The organism is Actinopolymorpha rutila (assembly GCF_013407855.1).
GTDB lineage: Bacteria > Actinomycetota > Actinomycetes > Propionibacteriales > Actinopolymorphaceae > Actinopolymorpha > Actinopolymorpha rutila.
Map to the genome: position 1 here is coordinate 4,995,921 of NZ_JACBZH010000001.1, position 16,757 is coordinate 5,012,677.

10 protein-coding genes are annotated in these 16,757 nt (G+C 70.1%); all 10 read right to left on the bottom strand.

The features are described from left to right. Window positions 1-391: 391 nt before the first annotated feature. Window positions 392-4,270 carry a DNA-directed RNA polymerase subunit beta' gene (locus tag F4554_RS22315; protein WP_179789364.1) on the bottom strand — a complete coding sequence of 1,293 codons (3,879 nt, stop codon included), beginning with the start codon at window positions 4,268-4,270 and terminating at the stop codon, window positions 392-394. Between the two features lie 92 nt (window positions 4,271-4,362). Further along, window positions 4,363-7,860, bottom strand: a complete 3,498-nt coding sequence (rpoB, locus tag F4554_RS22320; RefSeq protein WP_179789365.1) for a DNA-directed RNA polymerase subunit beta — start codon at window positions 7,858-7,860, stop codon at window positions 4,363-4,365. Between the two features lie 290 nt (window positions 7,861-8,150). Beyond that, window positions 8,151-8,759, bottom strand: coding sequence for a hypothetical protein (locus tag F4554_RS22325; protein WP_179789366.1), 609 nt, complete (start codon window positions 8,757-8,759; stop codon window positions 8,151-8,153). 95 nt (window positions 8,760-8,854) lie between these two features. Continuing rightward, window positions 8,855-9,454 carry a hypothetical protein gene (locus F4554_RS22330; RefSeq protein ID WP_179789367.1) on the bottom strand — a complete coding sequence of 200 codons (600 nt, stop codon included), beginning with the start codon at window positions 9,452-9,454 and terminating at the stop codon, window positions 8,855-8,857. Next, a complete protein-coding gene (locus tag F4554_RS22335; protein ID WP_179789368.1) occupies window positions 9,424-10,725 on the bottom strand; it encodes an MCE family protein in 1,302 nt (433 codons plus the stop codon). Before F4554_RS22335 ends, F4554_RS22330 begins: the two co-directional genes overlap by 31 nt. Continuing rightward, window positions 10,722-12,020: an MCE family protein gene (locus F4554_RS22340; protein WP_202889420.1), complete on the bottom strand. Its 1,299-nt coding sequence runs from the start codon at window positions 12,018-12,020 to the stop codon at window positions 10,722-10,724. Before F4554_RS22340 ends, F4554_RS22335 begins: the two co-directional genes overlap by 4 nt. Further along, window positions 12,017-13,273, bottom strand: coding sequence for an MCE family protein (locus F4554_RS22345; protein ID WP_179789369.1), 1,257 nt, complete (start codon window positions 13,271-13,273; stop codon window positions 12,017-12,019). Before F4554_RS22345 ends, F4554_RS22340 begins: the two co-directional genes overlap by 4 nt. After that, window positions 13,270-14,256, bottom strand: a complete 987-nt coding sequence (locus F4554_RS22350; protein ID WP_179789370.1) for an MCE family protein — start codon at window positions 14,254-14,256, stop codon at window positions 13,270-13,272. The genes F4554_RS22345 and F4554_RS22350 overlap by 4 nt, the downstream gene beginning before the upstream one ends. Beyond that, window positions 14,253-15,326: an MCE family protein gene (locus F4554_RS22355; protein WP_179789371.1), complete on the bottom strand. Its 1,074-nt coding sequence runs from the start codon at window positions 15,324-15,326 to the stop codon at window positions 14,253-14,255. The genes F4554_RS22350 and F4554_RS22355 overlap by 4 nt, the downstream gene beginning before the upstream one ends. Beyond that, window positions 15,323-16,756 carry an MCE family protein gene (locus tag F4554_RS22360; protein ID WP_179789372.1) on the bottom strand — a complete coding sequence of 478 codons (1,434 nt, stop codon included), beginning with the start codon at window positions 16,754-16,756 and terminating at the stop codon, window positions 15,323-15,325. The genes F4554_RS22355 and F4554_RS22360 overlap by 4 nt, the downstream gene beginning before the upstream one ends. Window position 16,757 lies beyond the last annotated feature (1 nt).

The following is a 16,757-nucleotide window of genomic DNA, read 5'->3' on the forward strand; positions in this document are numbered from 1 at the left end:
GCATGGCCCTCGAAGGTCAAAACGGATCGTTCCCGGCCCCGTCGCACACCCTACACACCCGGGGAATGCTACGCGTCAGCCGCCGCGCCGAGCCGACCGGCCCCGCCGAACCCACCGGGAGTCACCCGGACGGACCGGCTGGCGAGGCCCGCCCGGACCGGCCGGGAACCCGAGATCGGGACCTGGTTGGCCGGGCTGCCCGGCAATCGTCGCGGGCGGCCGTCCGGCCCGTCACCGAGCCCGGACGCCGCCCGCGGCGTCGTACAAAGACGGCGCTGTTGTGCGTTTGGGACCAACCCCGGTCAACGGGGTCAACTCCGACGAGAATCGACGAGAGCCGACCGATCCGTCCGACCCGACCACTTCGGCCGGGTCGGACGGATCGAACTGGTCAGCTGGTGTAGCCGCCGAAGTCGAAGTCCTCCAGGCGGACCGCTTCGCCGGAGCCCGCGCCGAACGAGTAGTCGGCGTCGTAGCCCTCGTAGCCCACCATGGAGTACATCGCGGCCTTCGCCTCCTCGGTCGGCTCCACCCGGATGTTGCGGTATCGGTCCATGCCGGTACCAGCCGGGATGAGCTTTCCGATGATGACGTTCTCCTTCAGACCCCGCAGCGAGTCGCTCTTGCCGTTGATCGCGGCCTCCGTGAGGACCTTGGTGGTCTCCTGGAAGGACGCGGCCGACAGCCACGAGTCGGTCGCCAGCGACGCCTTGGTGATGCCCATGAGCACGGGACGACCCGAGGCCGGCGTGCCGCCTTCGGCGACGACGCGACGGTTCTCCTCCTCGAACCGGATCCGCTCGGCCAGCTCGCCGGGAAGGAGGTCGGAGTCGCCCGACTCGATCACGGTGACCCGCCGCAGCATCTGCCGGACGATCGTCTCGATGTGCTTGTCGTGGATTGCCACACCCTGCGAGCGGTAGACCTCCTGGACCTCGTCCACGAGGTGCTGCTGGACGGCGCGCATACCCAGGACGCGGAGCACGTCCTGCGGGTCGGGCGTACCGTGCGTGAGCTGCTGGCCCACCTCGACGTGGGTGCCTTCCTCGACGAGCAGACGGGACCGCTTGGAGACGGGGTAGGCCTTCTCCTCGCTGCCGTCGTCGGGAATGACCACGAGCTTGCGGCTCTTCTCGGAGTCCTCGATCCGAACCCGGCCCGAGACCTCCGCGATGGGCGCCTTCCCCTTGGGCTGGCGCGCCTCGAACAGCTCGACCACACGCGGCAGACCGTGCGTGATGTCCTCACCGGCGACACCGCCGGTGTGGAACGTACGCATGGTCAGCTGGGTACCCGGCTCACCGATCGACTGGGCGGCGATGATGCCGACCGCCTCGCCGATGTCGACGAGCTTGCCGCTCGCCAGCGACCGGCCGTAGCAGGCCGCACAGGCACCGACCCGCGAGTCGCAGGTGAGCACGCTGCGTACCCGCAGCTGCTCGACCCCGGCCTTGACCAGCTGGTCGATGACCTGGTCGCCCAGGTCGGTACCGGCCGGAGCCGCCACCTGGCCGTCGCCGCCGATCGCTTCCTCGGCCAGCACCCGCGCGTAGACCGAAGTCTCGACGTTCTCCTCCTTGCGGAGGGTCCCGTCGGGCTGGCGGGTGGCGATCCGCTTGATCAGGCCGCGCTCGCTGCCGCAGTCGTCCTCGCGGACGATCACGTCCTGGCTCACGTCGACCAGTCGCCGGGTGAGGTAACCCGAGTCCGCGGTCCGCAGCGCCGTGTCGGCCAGACCCTTGCGGGCGCCGTGCGTGGCGATGAAGAACTCCACCACAGACAGGCCTTCACGGTAGTTGGACTTGATCGGACGCGGGATGATCTCGCCCTTGGGGTTGGCCACCAGACCACGCATCGCCGCGATCTGCCGGACCTGCATCATGTTTCCGCGGGCGCCGGAGTGCACCATCATGTAGATGGGGTTGATCTTGTCGAACCCCTCCTCCATCTCGCGGTGCACCTCGTTGGTGGCCTGGGTCCAGATCTCGATGAGCTCCTGGCGACGCTCGTCGTCGGTGATCAGGCCGCGCTCGAACTGCTTCTGGACCCGGGCGTCCTTCTCCTCGTAGCCCGCGAGGATCTCCGGCTTGCGTGCCGGTGTGATGACGTCCCCGATGGAGATCGTCACGCCGGAACGGGTCGCCCAGCGGAACCCGACGTCCTTCAGGCCGTCCAGGCACGCCGCCACGTCGACCTTGGAGTACCGCTCGGCGAGGTCGTTGACGATCACTCCGAGCTGCTTCTTGCCGACCTCGTAGTCGACGTACGGGTAGTCGGCGGGCAGCACCTCGTTGAACAGCGCCAGGCCGAGGGTGGTGTCGAGGATGATCGGCTGACCAGGCTCCCAGCCCTCGGGCACGGTCACACTGGGCGGCGGAACGATGTCCTTGAGCCGGATCTTGATCCGGCTCTGGATCTGGATCTCGCCCCGCTCGAACGCCATCATCGCCTCGGCCACCGAGCCGAACGCACGTCCCTCACCGGACATGTTGTCCCGGGCCATGGTGAGGAAGAAGATGCCGATGATCATGTCCTGCGTCGGCATCGTCACCGGCCGGCCGTCGGCCGGCTTGAGGATGTTGTTGGTCGAGAGCATCAGGATCCGGGCCTCGGCCTGCGCCTCGGCCGACAGCGGCAGGTGCACCGCCATCTGGTCACCGTCGAAGTCGGCGTTGAACGCCGAACACACGAGGGGGTGGATCTGGATGGCCTTGCCCTCGATCAGCTGCGGCTCGAACGCCTGGATGCCGAGCCGGTGCAGCGTCGGCGCCCGGTTGAGCAGGACCGGGTGCTCGGCGATGACCTCCTCGAGCACGTCCCACACCACAGGACGGGCGCGCTCGACCATCCGCTTGGCGCTCTTGATGTTCTGGGCGTGGTTGAGGTCGACCAGCCGCTTCATCACGAACGGCTTGAAGAGCTCGATCGCCATGCCCTTCGGCAGGCCGCACTGGTGCAGCTTCAGCTGCGGGCCGACCACGATGACCGAACGGCCGGAGTAGTCGACACGCTTACCGAGGAGGTTCTGGCGGAACCGGCCCTGCTTGCCCTTGAGCATGTCGGACAGCGACTTCAGCGGACGGTTGCCCGGCCCGGTGACCGGACGGCCGCGGCGGCCGTTGTCGAACAGCGCGTCGACGGCCTCCTGCAGCATCCGCTTCTCGTTGTTGACGATGATCTCGGGCGCGCCGAGGTCGAGCAGCCGCTTGAGGCGGTTGTTCCGGTTGATCACCCGGCGGTAGAGGTCGTTCAGGTCGCTCGTCGCGAACCGCCCACCGTCGAGCTGCACCATCGGGCGCAGGTCCGGCGGGATGACCGGCACGCAGTCGAGCACCATGCCGAGCGGGTTGTTGTTGGTGGTCAGGAACGCCGAGACGACCTTCAGCCGCTTCAGGGCGCGGGTCTTCTTCTGCCCCTTGCCGCTGCGGATGATCTCGCGGAGGTTGATCGCCTCGGCCTGGAGGTCGAACGACTCCAGGCGCTCCTTGATCGCCGCGGCGCCCATGTTGCCGGAGAAGTACTTGCCGAACCGGGACCGCATCTCGCGGTAGAGGATCTCGTCGCCCTCGAGGTCTTGGACCTTGAGGTTCTTGAACCGGGTCCAGACCTCCTCGAGCCGGTCCAGCTCGCGCTGGTTCCGGTCGCGGGTCTGGCGGATCTCGCGCTCGGCGGACTCCTTGACCTTGCGGCGCGCGTCGGCCTTGGCGCCCTCGGCCTCCAGCTGGGCGAGGTCCTCTTCCAGCTTCTTCATCCGCGTCTCGACGTCGTTGTCGCGCCGCTGCTCGATCTGCTTGCGCTCGACGTCGATCCGCGCCTCCAGGGAGGGCAGGTCGCGGGACCGGGCCTCGTCGTCGACCCGGGTGATCATGTATGCCGCGAAGTAGATGACCTTCTCGAGGTCCTTCGGGGCAAGGTCCAGCAGGTAGCCGAGGCGGCTCGGCACGCCCTTGAAGTACCAGATGTGGGTGACCGGCGCGGCCAGCTCGATGTGGCCCATCCGCTCACGCCGCACCTTGGTGCGGGTGACCTCGACGCCGCAGCGCTCGCAGATGATGCCCTTGAAGCGGACACGCTTGTACTTACCGCAGTAGCACTCCCAGTCGCGGGTCGGCCCGAAGATCTTCTCGCAGAAGAGGCCGTCCTTCTCGGGCTTGAGCGTGCGGTAGTTGATGGTCTCCGGCTTCTTCACCTCTCCGTGTGACCACTGCCGGATGTCGTCGACCGTCGCAAGGCCGATTCGAAGCTCGTCGAAGAAGTTGACGTCGAGCACTGTGTTCTCGAACCCCTTAGTTGTTGAAGGCCTACTCAGATTCGGGGTGAGCGGGTGCGGCCCGAGTCACCGGACCGCACCCACTCGTCACCTCAGACTTCCTCGACGCTGCTCGGCTCCTGCCGGGTCAGGTCGATTCCGAGTTCCTCCGCGGCGCGGAAGACGTCCTCCTCGCTGTCGCGCATCTCCACGGCCATGCCGTCGCTGGAGAGCACTTCGACGTTGAGGCAGAGCGCCTGCATTTCCTTGACGAGCACCTTGAACGACTCCGGGATACCCGGTTCAGGGATGTTCTCGCCCTTGACGACTGCTTCGTAGACCTTGACCCGGCCTGTCACGTCGTCGGACTTGATGGTGAGGAGCTCCTGCAGCGCGAACGCCGCGCCGTAGGCCTCCAGTGCCCAGACCTCCATCTCACCGAAGCGCTGACCACCGAACTGCGCCTTACCACCCAGCGGCTGCTGGGTGATCATGGAGTACGGGCCGGTCGACCGCGAGTGGATCTTGTCGTCGACCAGGTGGTTGAGCTTCAGCATGTAGATGTAGCCGACCGCCACCGGCTCGGGGAACGGCTCGCCGCTGCGGCCGTCGAGCAAGGGAGCCTTGCCGTCGGCGCCGACCATGCGGACGCCGTCCCGGTTGGGGAACGTCGAGGCGAGCAGGCCGGTGATCTCCTCCTCGCGGGCACCGTCGAAGACCGGGGTCGCGACGTTGGTGCCCGGCTCCGCCTCGCCGGCACCGATGCCGGCCAGTCGGGTCTTCCACTCCTCGTCGTCGCCCTCGACCTTCCAGCCGGCCTTCGCGACCCACCCGAGGTGGGTCTCGAGGACCTGGCCGACGTTCATCCGGCCCGGTACGCCGAGCGGGTTCAGGATGATGTCGACGGGGGTGCCGTCCTCGAGGAACGGCATGTCCTCGACGGGCAGGATCTTGGCGATCACACCCTTGTTCCCGTGCCGGCCGGCGAGCTTGTCACCGTCTTGCACCTTGCGCTTCTGGGCCACGTCGACCCGGACCAGCTGGTTGACGCCCGGCGGCAGCTCGTCGCCTTCCTCGCGGTCGAAGACGCGGACACCGATGACCGTGCCGCTCTCGCCGTGCGGAACCTTCAGCGACGTGTCGCGGACCTCGCGGGCCTTCTCACCGAAGATCGCCCGGAGCAGCCGCTCCTCCGGCGTCAGCTCGGTCTCGCCCTTGGGCGTGACCTTGCCGACGATGATGTCGCCGGGGACGACCTCGGCGCCGATCCGGATGATGCCCCGCTCGTCGAGGTCGGCCAGCATCTCCTCGGAGACGTTCGGGATGTCCCGGGTGATCTCCTCCGGTCCCAGCTTGGTGTCGCGGGCGTCGACCTCGTGCCGATCGATGTGGATCGAGGTGAGGACGTCCTCCTGGACGATCCGCTGGGACAGGATGATCGCGTCCTCGTAGTTGTGGCCCTGCCACGACATGAACGCGACGAGGAGGTTGCGACCGAGCGCCATCTCGGCGTTGTCGGTGCACGGTCCGTCGGCGATCACCGAACCGACCTCCACCCGGTCTCCCTCGGAGACGAGCGGACGCTGGTTGATGTTGGTGCCCGCGTTGGACCGCCGGAACTTCGCCAGCCGGTACGTCTGGTACGTACCGTCGTCGCAGGCGACCTCCACGAAGTCGGCGCAGGCCTCGCGGACCACACCGGCCTTCTCGGCGGTCACGACGTCACCGGCGTCGACGGCGGCGCGGTATTCCATCCCGGTGCCGACGAGCGGCGACTCCGAACGGATCAGCGGCACCGCCTGGCGCTGCATGTTGGAACCCATCAGCGCGCGGTTGGCGTCGTCGTGCTCGAGGAACGGGATCATCGCCGTGGCGACCGACACCATCTGCCGGGGCGAGACGTCCATGTACTGGACCTCATCGCGTGCGATCGCGTCGACCTCACCGTGCCGCTTGCGGACCAGCACGCGGTCCTCGGCGAAGGTTCCATCGTCGTTGAGCACCGCGTTGGCCTGGGCGATGACGAAGCGGTCCTCCTCGTCGGCGGTCAGGTATTCGACCTCGTCGGTGACCCGGCCGTCGGCGACCTTGCGGTAGGGCGTCTCCACGAACCCGAACGGGTTGACCCGGCCGTAGGTGGCGAGAGACCCGATCAGACCGATGTTCGGCCCTTCCGGCGTCTCCACCGGGCACATCCGGCCGTAGTGGGAGTGGTGGACGTCGCGGACCTCCATGCCGGCCCGGTCACGGGACAGACCACCGGGGCCCAGCGCCGAGAAGCGACGCTTGTGCGTCAGCCCGGCGACCGGGTTGGTCTGGTCCATGAACTGGCTGGACTGGGAGGTGCCGAAGAACTCCTTCAGCGCCGCCACCACGGGGCGGATGTTGATCAGGGTCTGCGGCGTGATCGCCTCGACGTCCTGGGTCGTCATCCGCTCGCGGACCACCCGCTCCATCCGGGCCAGGCCGGTGCGGAGCTGGTTCTGGATCAGCTCGCCGACCGTGCGGACACGGCGGTTGCCGAAGTGGTCGATGTCGTCGTCCTCGACGACGATCTGACCCTGCGGCGCGTCGAGCTCGGTCCGGCCCTCGTGCAGCGCGACGAGGTAGCGGATCGTGGCCACGATGTCGTCGATGGTGAGCACCGACTGGTCGTGCGGCAGCGTCAACCCGAGCTTCTTGTTGATCTTGTGCCGGCCGACCTTGGCGAGGTCGTACCGCTTCGGGTTGAAGTAGTAGTTCTCCAGCAGCGCCTGCGCCGCCTCCCGCGTGGGGGGCTCGCCGGGCCGCAGCTTGCGGTAGATGTCGAGCAGTGCGTCGTCCTGGCCGGAGGTGTGGTCCTTCTCCAGCGTGAGACGCATGGACTCGTAGTCGCCGAACTCCTCCAGGATCTGCGCGTCGGTCCAGCCGAGCGCCTTGAGGAGGACGGTTACGTTCTGCTTGCGCTTACGGTCGAGCCGGACACCAACGGTGTCGCGCTTGTCGACCTCGAACTCCAGCCAGGCGCCCCGCGAGGGGATCATCTTGGCTGTGAAAACGTCCTTGTCGCTCGTCTTGTCGAGCGAGCGCTCGAAGTAGACACCTGGCGAACGCACGAGCTGGCTGACCACGACACGCTCGGTGCCGTTGATCACGAACGTTCCCTTGTCGGTCATGAGCGGGAAGTCGCCCATGAACACGGTCTGGGACTTGATCTCGCCGGTCTCGTTGTTCATGAACTCCGCGGTGACGAACAACGGGGCCGCGTAGGTGAAGTCGCGGTCCTTGCACTCGTCGACGGAGTTCTTCGGCGGCTCGAACCGGTGATCGCGGAACGAGAGGGACATCGTTCCCGAGAAGTCCTCGATCGGAGAGATCTCCTCGAAGATCTCCTCCAGACCGGAACGGTCGGGAACGTCGTGACGGCCCTCTGAGAGGGCCTTCTCCGCGCGGGCCTGCCACCGCTCGTTGCCGACCAGGGTGTCGAAGCTCTCGACCTGCAGCGCGAGCAGGTCGGGAACCTCGGCGGGTTCCTTGATCTTGGCGAACGAGACGCGGTGTGGCGCAGCGACGCGATCGGAGGTGGACGTGCGGGCGGACGTGGTGGACGCAGTGGAACGCGAAGCGGCCAAGAGGGGTCCTTCCGAGGCTTGCGGACTCGTCTCTCACATGCCGGACCGACCTCAGGGTGAACCCAGGCACGGTCGGAAGGCAGGGCAAAGCGACAGTGTAGCCCGCTGGCGCACTGCTGTCTAGTACCTCGGATTACGCGGAGAATTCGCCGCCGAAGCTCCATCGCCATCGGCGAGCTCTTGCCCGGCCAGCCCCCGGCACGGCCTTCCCGGAAGCATGGACCGAGCGCGGTGCCGAGTCAAGGAGGCAACGGCCGGATTGGCGATCTTTCCCGGGACGAACCGGCAGATCACAGGCCTTTCATCCCACTGACCAGCCACCGGTCGCCCACCCGGCGCATGGTCATCCGGACGCGGTTGAGGTCGGTGCGGGGCTCGGCCGTCCGGTTGCTGGTGGTGGTCTGGTTGACGAACAGCAGCATGACCACCTGGTCGGGGGTCGCGGACACCACCGACACCGACCGGACCTCCGCGACCACGACCGCGTGTGTCTGGGCCGCGGTCGGCCTGACCAGGGTCGTTGCGGTCTGGGTGTACTTGTCACGGAAATCACCGGTCAGCAACGCCCGGGACCGGCCGAAGTCCGCGTCGAGGTGGCGGTAGTCGTAGCCGAGTACGACCCGGGCCGCGGTACGGGCGGCGCTCGAAGCCCCGGTCCGGGCGGACTCCACCTCCCCCGCAGCCTTCACCCGGTAGCCGAGGACCGCGGTCGCGGCCAGCACGACGGCCACGGCGCCGGCGAGGACGGCCACCGGCCAGGTGCGCCGGCGGGGCTTCGCCGTGGTGCCGTTCGGGTCGGCCGCGTTCGGGACGGCCGCGTTCGGGCCGGTCGCGTTCGGGCCGGTCGCGTTCGGGTCGGCCGGGTGGGTCTCGCCGGCATTCGTGTCGGTGGCACTCATCGTTCGGTACTCCTGCTCTCCCCGTCCCCTGACAACTCGCCTGGTCTCGGCCGGCCTCGTCCTGCTCCCCCGCTGTCCCGGTCCCCGGGTGTCACTCAGCCGACGAACTGCAGCTCGACCACCCGCCAGCCCGCCTTCTCCCGGCTGAGGTCGAGCTGGAGCCGGTACGTGCGAAGCTCGGGCTTGTCGGCACCGACGTGCTTCACCTGGGCGTCGGCGACGACCAGCACGCGGGCGGAGTCCTGGTCGAAGCTGGCGATTCCGGCCTCGAGGATCTGCCCGCGCGAGACGGTCCTGTTCTGGGTGACCAGGGTCCGCAGCTGCTTCGCCGCGTGGGAGTACTGGCTGCGGAAGTCGCCCGAGGCGAGGTTCAGCACGTCCCCCGACTGCCGGTCGAACTTCCGGTAGTCGACGGTGGTGAAGTCGGCCACCAGCTGGCGCGCCGCGTGCAGCGCCTGCGCGCGTGAGCGGTCCTCCTTCTGCGCGGCGAGGACCCGGGAGCCGAGGAAGCCGGCGGCCACCAGCCCGGCGAGGAGCAACGCCGCCAGTACGGCGACGGCCGGGGCGAGCGACCGCGGCCGGGCCGGGTCGTGTGCCGGGTCGTCGTCGACGGTGTGCTCGACGGTGTGCTCGATGGCGTCCGGTGGCTCGTCCAGCACGTTCGTCATCGCGTCATCGGTCCGATCAACAGCCACTTCCACGACTCCTTTCCGAAGGCACGTTGCTCTCCCCCCAGTGAGCCGATCCGGGCCGGCTCTCCCCCTGGGAGCCGGACCACTCCGGTCGACGGGTCGTACGCCGCCGGCCGTACCCCTGACTGCGGAGCGCCCGATCCCGTTCGCGGCTCACCGGCACCGGCGCTGGCTCCAGGAGCGTTCTGGGCCCCGCGCTCGGTGGTCGTACGGTCGGTGCACCGCGCGTCGTGGTTCACCGGTGCCGGCTTCAGGTCCTGCGGGCTTCGCCGTTTCGTCCCCTGGTAGCCCTCCCGGCAGGCCCCGGGCGAGGTCGCGAGCTGGAGCCCGAAGTGCGCGGTGTAGTGGCCGGTGCCGGGGTCGCGGGCGACCACGGTGTAGCCGCCGCGGACGACGTACGGGTAGAGGATCAGCGCCTGCTGGACGCCCCGAAGCCGGACCCGGACGAGCTGTCCGGTGCTCGCGAGGTTGGCCAGGAGTACGGGCACGTCGCCGGCGTTCTCGTCCACCAGGCCCTGCACCTGCTCGGCGGTCAGGACGCCGGACGCCAGCACCTCGCGTACGTCCGGGTCCGCCTGCACCAGCGTGTCGGACAGGTCGGCGAGGTCGCCGGCGAAACTCCTGATCGCGCTGCCCGAGTCCCGCTGCGTGTCCAGAACGGTCCCGCCGCGGTCGATCAGGTCGACGGTCTGGGCGAGGTTGGCGTCAGCGGTCTCGACCAGGGAGTTCCCGGCGTCGACCAGCCGGCCGAGGTCCGGGCCGGTGCCGGCGAACGCGGTCCCGAGCTCGTCCAGGACGGTGACCAGGTCCTTCTTGGGCACCGACGACGCGAGCCGGTCAAGGTCGAGCAGCAGGGTCGTCGTGGGCAGCGGCGTCCGGGTGTCGGCGCGGGCGATCCGGGTGCCGTCGCGCAGGTACGGTCCCGCGCGCCGCCTGGGCTGCAGGTCGACGTACTGCTCGCCGATCGCCGAGCGGTTGGCGACCACGGCGAGGGTGTCGGCGGGTACGCGGGTGCCGGCGTCGAGGGTGAGCGCCACGTCGACGCCGGACCTGGTGGGGCGCAGCCGGTCGACCCGGCCGACGGCGACACCTCGGTAGGTGACCTCCGCACCGGTGAAGATCCCGCCGGCGTCGGCGAAGTCGGCGTGCACGACGTACGTACCGCCGACCAGCGCCCGGCCGAGTCCGGCGTACCTGATCCCGGCGACGGCGGTGCCCACCAGCGTCAGCGCCAGGAACACCACCAGCTGGACCCGGACGGTGCGGGTGATCACAGCACACCTCCGACGAGCAGCCGGCCGAGGTTCGGGTCGTAGGTGGGTGCGACGTACGCGGCGCCGTTCGCGCAGTTCAGCGGCGGCAGGCAGCCCGGCGCCGGGCTCTTCGGGTGCGGCACCGGCAGCGTCGGCTTCGAGGTCGGCAGAGTGGGCAACGCCGTCGGCAGGGGGACCGTGGGCAGCGCCGTCGGGACCGGGACGGTCGGCAGGGCGGTCGGGGCCTTCGTGGGAAGCGGCACCTTCGGCAACGGCGGCACAGGCGGCAGCGGAGCAGGCGTACGACCGGACAGCAGATCCTGCAGGTCGACGTCCAGGGAGAGCTGGAGGTTGGTGTAGTCCCCGGCGACCGCGTTCGCCGTCGCGTCCGAGAACGGATAGGTGAACAGCAGCTGCAGTGACTTCGGCAGGCTGTCCCCCGCGCGGGCCAGTTCGGTGAGGATCGGGTCCAGCGCCCGCAGGTTCGCCAGCAGGTCCTCACGTGAGGCGACGATCACCCGGGCGCCCACGTCGCCGAGCCGGGACAGCTCCACCAGCATCCGGGTGAGGTCGCGGCGCTGGTCGGCGAGGACCTTCAGGGCCGCCGGCAGCTGGTCCACCGCCGCGGCCAGGGTGGTCTTCTGCGCGGCGAGTGACGCGGACAGCCGGTCCAGTTCGTCGATGGCCCGGGTGATCTCCTGCTTGTGGGCGTCGAGCTGGCCGAGGAAGGTGCTCAGCCGGGCCAGCAGCCGGCGTACGTCCGGTTCGCGCCCCGACATCGCCTTGTTCAGCTCGACCTCGATGGTCTTCAGCTGCGCGACGCCCCCGCCGTTGAGCAGCAGCGACAGCGCCGAGAGCACCTCCTCGACCTCGACGTCGCGGCCGGTGCGGGCGAGCGGGATCACGTCGCCGTCGCCGAGCCGTCCGTAGCCGGCCTGGTCGGTGGGCGGCGACAGGGAGACGAACTTCTCCCCGAGCAGGCTCGTCTGCCGGATCCGCGCGGTCGCGTTGTCGGGCAGCCGCACCGTCCGGGCGAGCCGGAGTACGACGTCGGCGGTGTAGCCGTCCAGGCGGATCTTCTCCACCTCGCCGACGGTGACGTCGTCGACCTTCACCGCGGAGCGGGGCACCAGGTCGAGCACGTCCCGGAACCGCACCGTCACCTGGTAGGCGTCGCCTCCGGCTCCCCCGCCGCCGGGGAGGGGGAGGTCGTAGACGGTGAACCCGCAGCCGGTGAGCAGGACGCCGACGAGGAGGAGTACGGCGGTCCGGCGTACGGTCGCGAACGCTCCGGCGCTCATGGGCTGCGCGCTCATCGGAGGATCCCGCCGAGCGTGCGGTCACTGGTCGCCGCGGGCCGTCCGGCGGCCGTACCGCCTCCACCAGCGGCACCCCCCGGTCCGGCCGTGCCGTTGACCGCCGGACCGCCCGGCACCTGCGGCAACGGCAGGTCGTCGAGCACCTTGGTGAGGTCGTCGCACACCGACTTCGGCTGCCCGGACTGGCGCAGCAGCGCGCACAGGTAGGCGCCCGGGTCGTCGGTCTGGGCGAAGTTGTTCCGCGTGTCCAACGTGCCCGTACCCGGGTTGTAGGTGTGGTCAAGGTTCGACAGGGCGACCGGCGCGGTGTCCAGCACCTCGCGCAGGGCATCCTGCTGGCGTACGAGCGTCTTCGACAGCTCGGTGAGCCCGTGCACGTTGGCGCGCACCTCGGCGCGGTTGTCCCGGACGAACGCCGCCACGTCGGTGAGGGCGGCCGCGAGCTGGGCGAGGGCGGCCCGCAGGTCGCCCCGCTCCCCCGCGAGCTGGTCCGCGACGCCGGCCAGGTCGGTGTTGAACGCGCGTACCTGCGTGTCGCTGGCGGCCAGCGCGCCGGTGAACTCCTGCAGCTGCCGTACCGTCGCGAACAGGTCCTCCCGCCCACCGGACAGCGTCTGCGTCGCGTCGGCGAGGTCGCCGACCGTGGTGTGCAGCTTCCCGCCCTGCCCCCGCAGGTTGTCCGCGCCCACGGTGAGCAGCCGGGACAGCGAGCCCTTCCGGTTCGCGCCGTTCGGGCCGAGGGCCACCACCAGGTCGTCCAGGCTCTGGTAGATGCGGTCGAGCTCGACCGGAACGGCGGTGCGCGGCAGGGCGATCTCGGCGCCGTCGGCGAGTACGGGCCCGCCGCGGTAGACCGGGGTGAGCTGGACGTACCGGTCGCTGACCAACGACGGCGAGATCACCACCGCCCGGGCGTTCGCGGGCACCTTCTGCTTCGCGTCGTACGACATCTCCACCCGCACCGCGGTGCCCTCCGGGCGGACCTGGTCCACCCGGCCCACCGGTACGCCGAGGATGCGTACGTCGGAGCCGGCGTAGAGGCCGACGGTGCGCGGGAAGTGCGCCACCAGGTGCCTGCGCGGAGCCTCCGGCCACACGGCGTAGGTGACTCCGGCCACGGCGGCAAGGGCGAGGACGACGGCCACGGCCCGCCCGCGCGCCCGGGCCCACTCCCACCCGTTCGACGGCACTTTCGCCGTACGCGCCGTCGATCGCACCTTCCTGCGCAGCCTGGTGAGCACACGGGTCATCGGCCACCTCCGGGTAGCCGGGGCGCGGCGGGAAGCGGCACCAGGTTGGGAATGTAGGTGTCGAACCACGGCCCGGTGCCGAGGGTGTTGGTGAACACCCGCAGGAACGGCGCCAGCAGCCGGATGCTCTGGTCCAGGCTGTCCTGGTTGGCGCGGAGCATGCCGACCACGGAGGCCAGCCGCTTCAGCGCCGGCTCCAGCCGGGCCTGGTTGTCCGCCACCAGGCCGCTGATCTGCGCGGACAGCTCCTGCGCGGTGACCAGCAGCTGGTGGATCAGTGCCCGCCGGGCGCGCACCTCCCGCAGCACCAGGTCGCCGTCGCGGACCAGCGCGACGAGTTCGGTGTCGCGGTCGGCGAGGACCCGGGACACCTGGTTGGCGTGCGCGAGCAGCCGGTGCAGCTCCTCGTCGCGTGAGGCGATGGTGCGCGACAGCCGGGACAGTCCGTCGAGGGAGCCGCGGACCTCCGCCGGCGTACCCGCGAACGTCGTGCTCAGCGTGTCCAGCGCGGTGGCGAGCTGGGCGGTGTCGATCCGGCCGGTGGTGGTGGCCAGGTCGCTGAACGCCTCGACCACGTCGTACGGCGAGACCGTGCGCGACTGCGGGATCTCCCTGGCCGGGTCCAGCCGGCCAGGCCCCGCCGGCACCAGGGAGAGGTACTTGCGGCCGAGCAACGTGCGGATCCGGATCGCCGCACCGGTCTCGCGCCCGAGCCGGACCCGGTCGTCGGTGATCCGGAACTCCACCCGGACGTGCGACCCGGCGAGCTCCACCGCGCGGACGTGCCCGACCTTCACGCCCGCGACGCGTACCTCGTCGTCGGCCCGGAGCCCGCCGGCCTCGCCGAACCGCGCGGCGTACGTCGTACCGCCGCCGATCAGCGGCAGGTCGGCGGCGTGGAACGCGCCATAGACCAGCGCGGCGAGCACGACCAGGCCCACCACGCCGACGGTGATGTAGTAGCGCGGCGTCCGCGACCTCATCGTTGGCACCTCGCGTCGGTGACGTGCAGGCCCGCGCGGGGCAGCTCCTGGCCGGTCGGCAGCACGATCCGCCCGTCGAAGTCGCACAGGTAGAAGTTGAACCACGAACCGTACGTCGCGGTCCTGGTGAGCCGGTCGAGCTTGGTGGGCATCCGCCGCAGCGTGCGCTCCACGAGGGCGGAGTTGTCGTCCAGGGTTCCGGCCACCTGGCCGAGCTGGGTGACGTCGGTACGCAGGTCCGGGCGGGCGTCGCGGAGGAGTCCCGCGGTCTGCCGGTTGAGTGCGACGATCGAGTCCAGCGAGCCGCCGATGGCCTTCCGGTCCTCGGCCAGGCCGGACACGAACCGCTGCAGCTGGACGACAAGATCGGACAGCTTCCGGTCGCGTTCGGCGACGGTGGCCAGCACGGTGTCGAGATGGTCGATCAGGTCGCCGATCACCTTGTCCCGGTCGGCGAGGGTGCTGGTGAGGGACGCGGTGTGCGCGAGCAGGCTCTCCACCGTGCCGCCCTCGCCCTGCAGCACCTGGATGATCTCGTACGCCAGCTGGTTGACGTCCTGGGGCGACAGTGCCGCGAAGAGCGGCTTGAACCCGTCGAAGAGCACGGTCAGGTCGAGCGCCGGGCGGGTCTGGGCGACCGGGATGGTGCCGCCCGCGGGCAGCGGCGCGGCGCCGCCCGCTCCCTCCGACAAAGCGATGTAGCGCTGCCCGACGAGGTTGCGGAACCTGATCGTCGCCAGGACGCTGCGGGCGAGCACCTGGTCCGCGGCGACGGTGAACGTCAACCGGGCCAGCGCGCCGTCGCCGCCGGGTTTGGGCAGCACGTCCACGGCGCGTACCTCGCCGACCCGGACACCGGCGATGCGTACGTCGTCGCCCTTCTCCACGCCGGTCACGTCGGTGAACACTGCGTGGTACTCCCGGGAGGCGCCGAGCCCGACGTTGGCGATGGTGACCGCGAGCAGCGCCGTGGCCAGGGTCGTCACGGCGACGAACACGGCGAGCTTGGCCGCCGCGGCCGCCGTCGTACGGTCCGAGATCCGCGCGCGGCGAAGGAACGAACGGCTCATCCGACGCTCACCTGGGTCCCACGGACCAGCGGGCCGAACAGCAGCGTGGCGACGTCGGGCACGTCGCCCGGCGGGGTACGCAGGACCGGTGCCACCAGGGCGTCGACCACCCGCTGCTCCTGGGCGGTGCCGGCGTACCCGCTGGACAGGTCGAACACCGGAGCCCGCGACCCCGCACCGGTCGCCGCCACGCCGGAACCAGACCCGGAACCGGAACCGGAACCGGATCCGGAGTCGGACCCGCCGACCCCCTCCCGTACGCCGCTGCCCGGCGCCGGGTGTGCCTGGGAGTACGGCGGGTCCGGCAGCGAACGGCAGCCCGGCCCGCGGTCGTCGTCGTACGCCGGCCGGTCCTGCGGTCCGTACCCGCGGTGCTGGTCGACGATCTCCAGCGTGATGTGCAACGAGGGCGCGCTGCCCGGGTAGTGCTCGCCGCCGCCGAACGCGTCGTCGATGCGGGGCACCCAGTTGGCCAAGCCCTCCAGCAGGCAGGAGTACTCCGGGGAGTACGTCGCCAGCAGGTCCAGCGTGGGCCGGCTCACTTCGCCGACCCGGATCAGGCCGGCCTCGTTGTCGGCCAGGAACCTCCGGGTGGACGCGCTGGTGCCGGCGAGGTCGGTGAGGAAGTCCTCCAGCACCCGCTGCTTGACCACGACGGTGTTCCCGGTCTTCGTGGCGTTGCGCAGCAGCCGCACCAGGTCGGGGGTGGCGTCGGCGTAGATGTCGGCGACGTCGGCCAGGGCGGACACGTCGTGGGTGAGCTGCGGCAGGTGCGGGTCGAGCTTGCCGAGGTAGGCGTTCAACCGGGTGAGGTTGCCGCCGATCCGGTCACCGCGCCCCTCCAGCGCGGTGGCGAGCGCGGCCAGCGTCGCGTTCAGCTGGGCCGGGCGGAGCGTGCGCAGCAGCGGGTAGACGTCCTCGAGCACGGCGGCGAGTTCGATCGCCACGCTCGACCGGTCCGGCCCGATCACGTCGCCGGCCGCGAGCCTGCGCGCGGACTGCCTGGGCGGCAGGACGAGTTCGACGTACTTCTCCCCGAACAACGTCTTGGGCACGATCCGGGCGGTCACGTTGGCGGGGATCGCGGCCAGGCTGTCCGGCGTCAGCGCGAGGTCGACCCGGGCCCGGCGGCCGTCGGAGGAGACGTGGCGTACCTCCCCCACGATCAGGCCGCGGACCTTCACGTCGGCCTGCCGGTTGAGCTCCAGCCCCACGTGGTTAGTCTCCAGGGTCACCTCGGCGGTGTCGGTGAACGCCTGGGTGAAGAACGCGTACGTCAGACCGCCGAAACCCACCAGCAGCGCCAGGAAGACGATCCCCAGCGCCCGCGGCCCGAGCCGCCCCGAGCGCCTCGCCTGCCGCGACCGCCGGGTCGGCTTCCCGACCTTCGCGACCTTCGCGACCTCCGCGAGCTGCGTCCGACCGGTCATC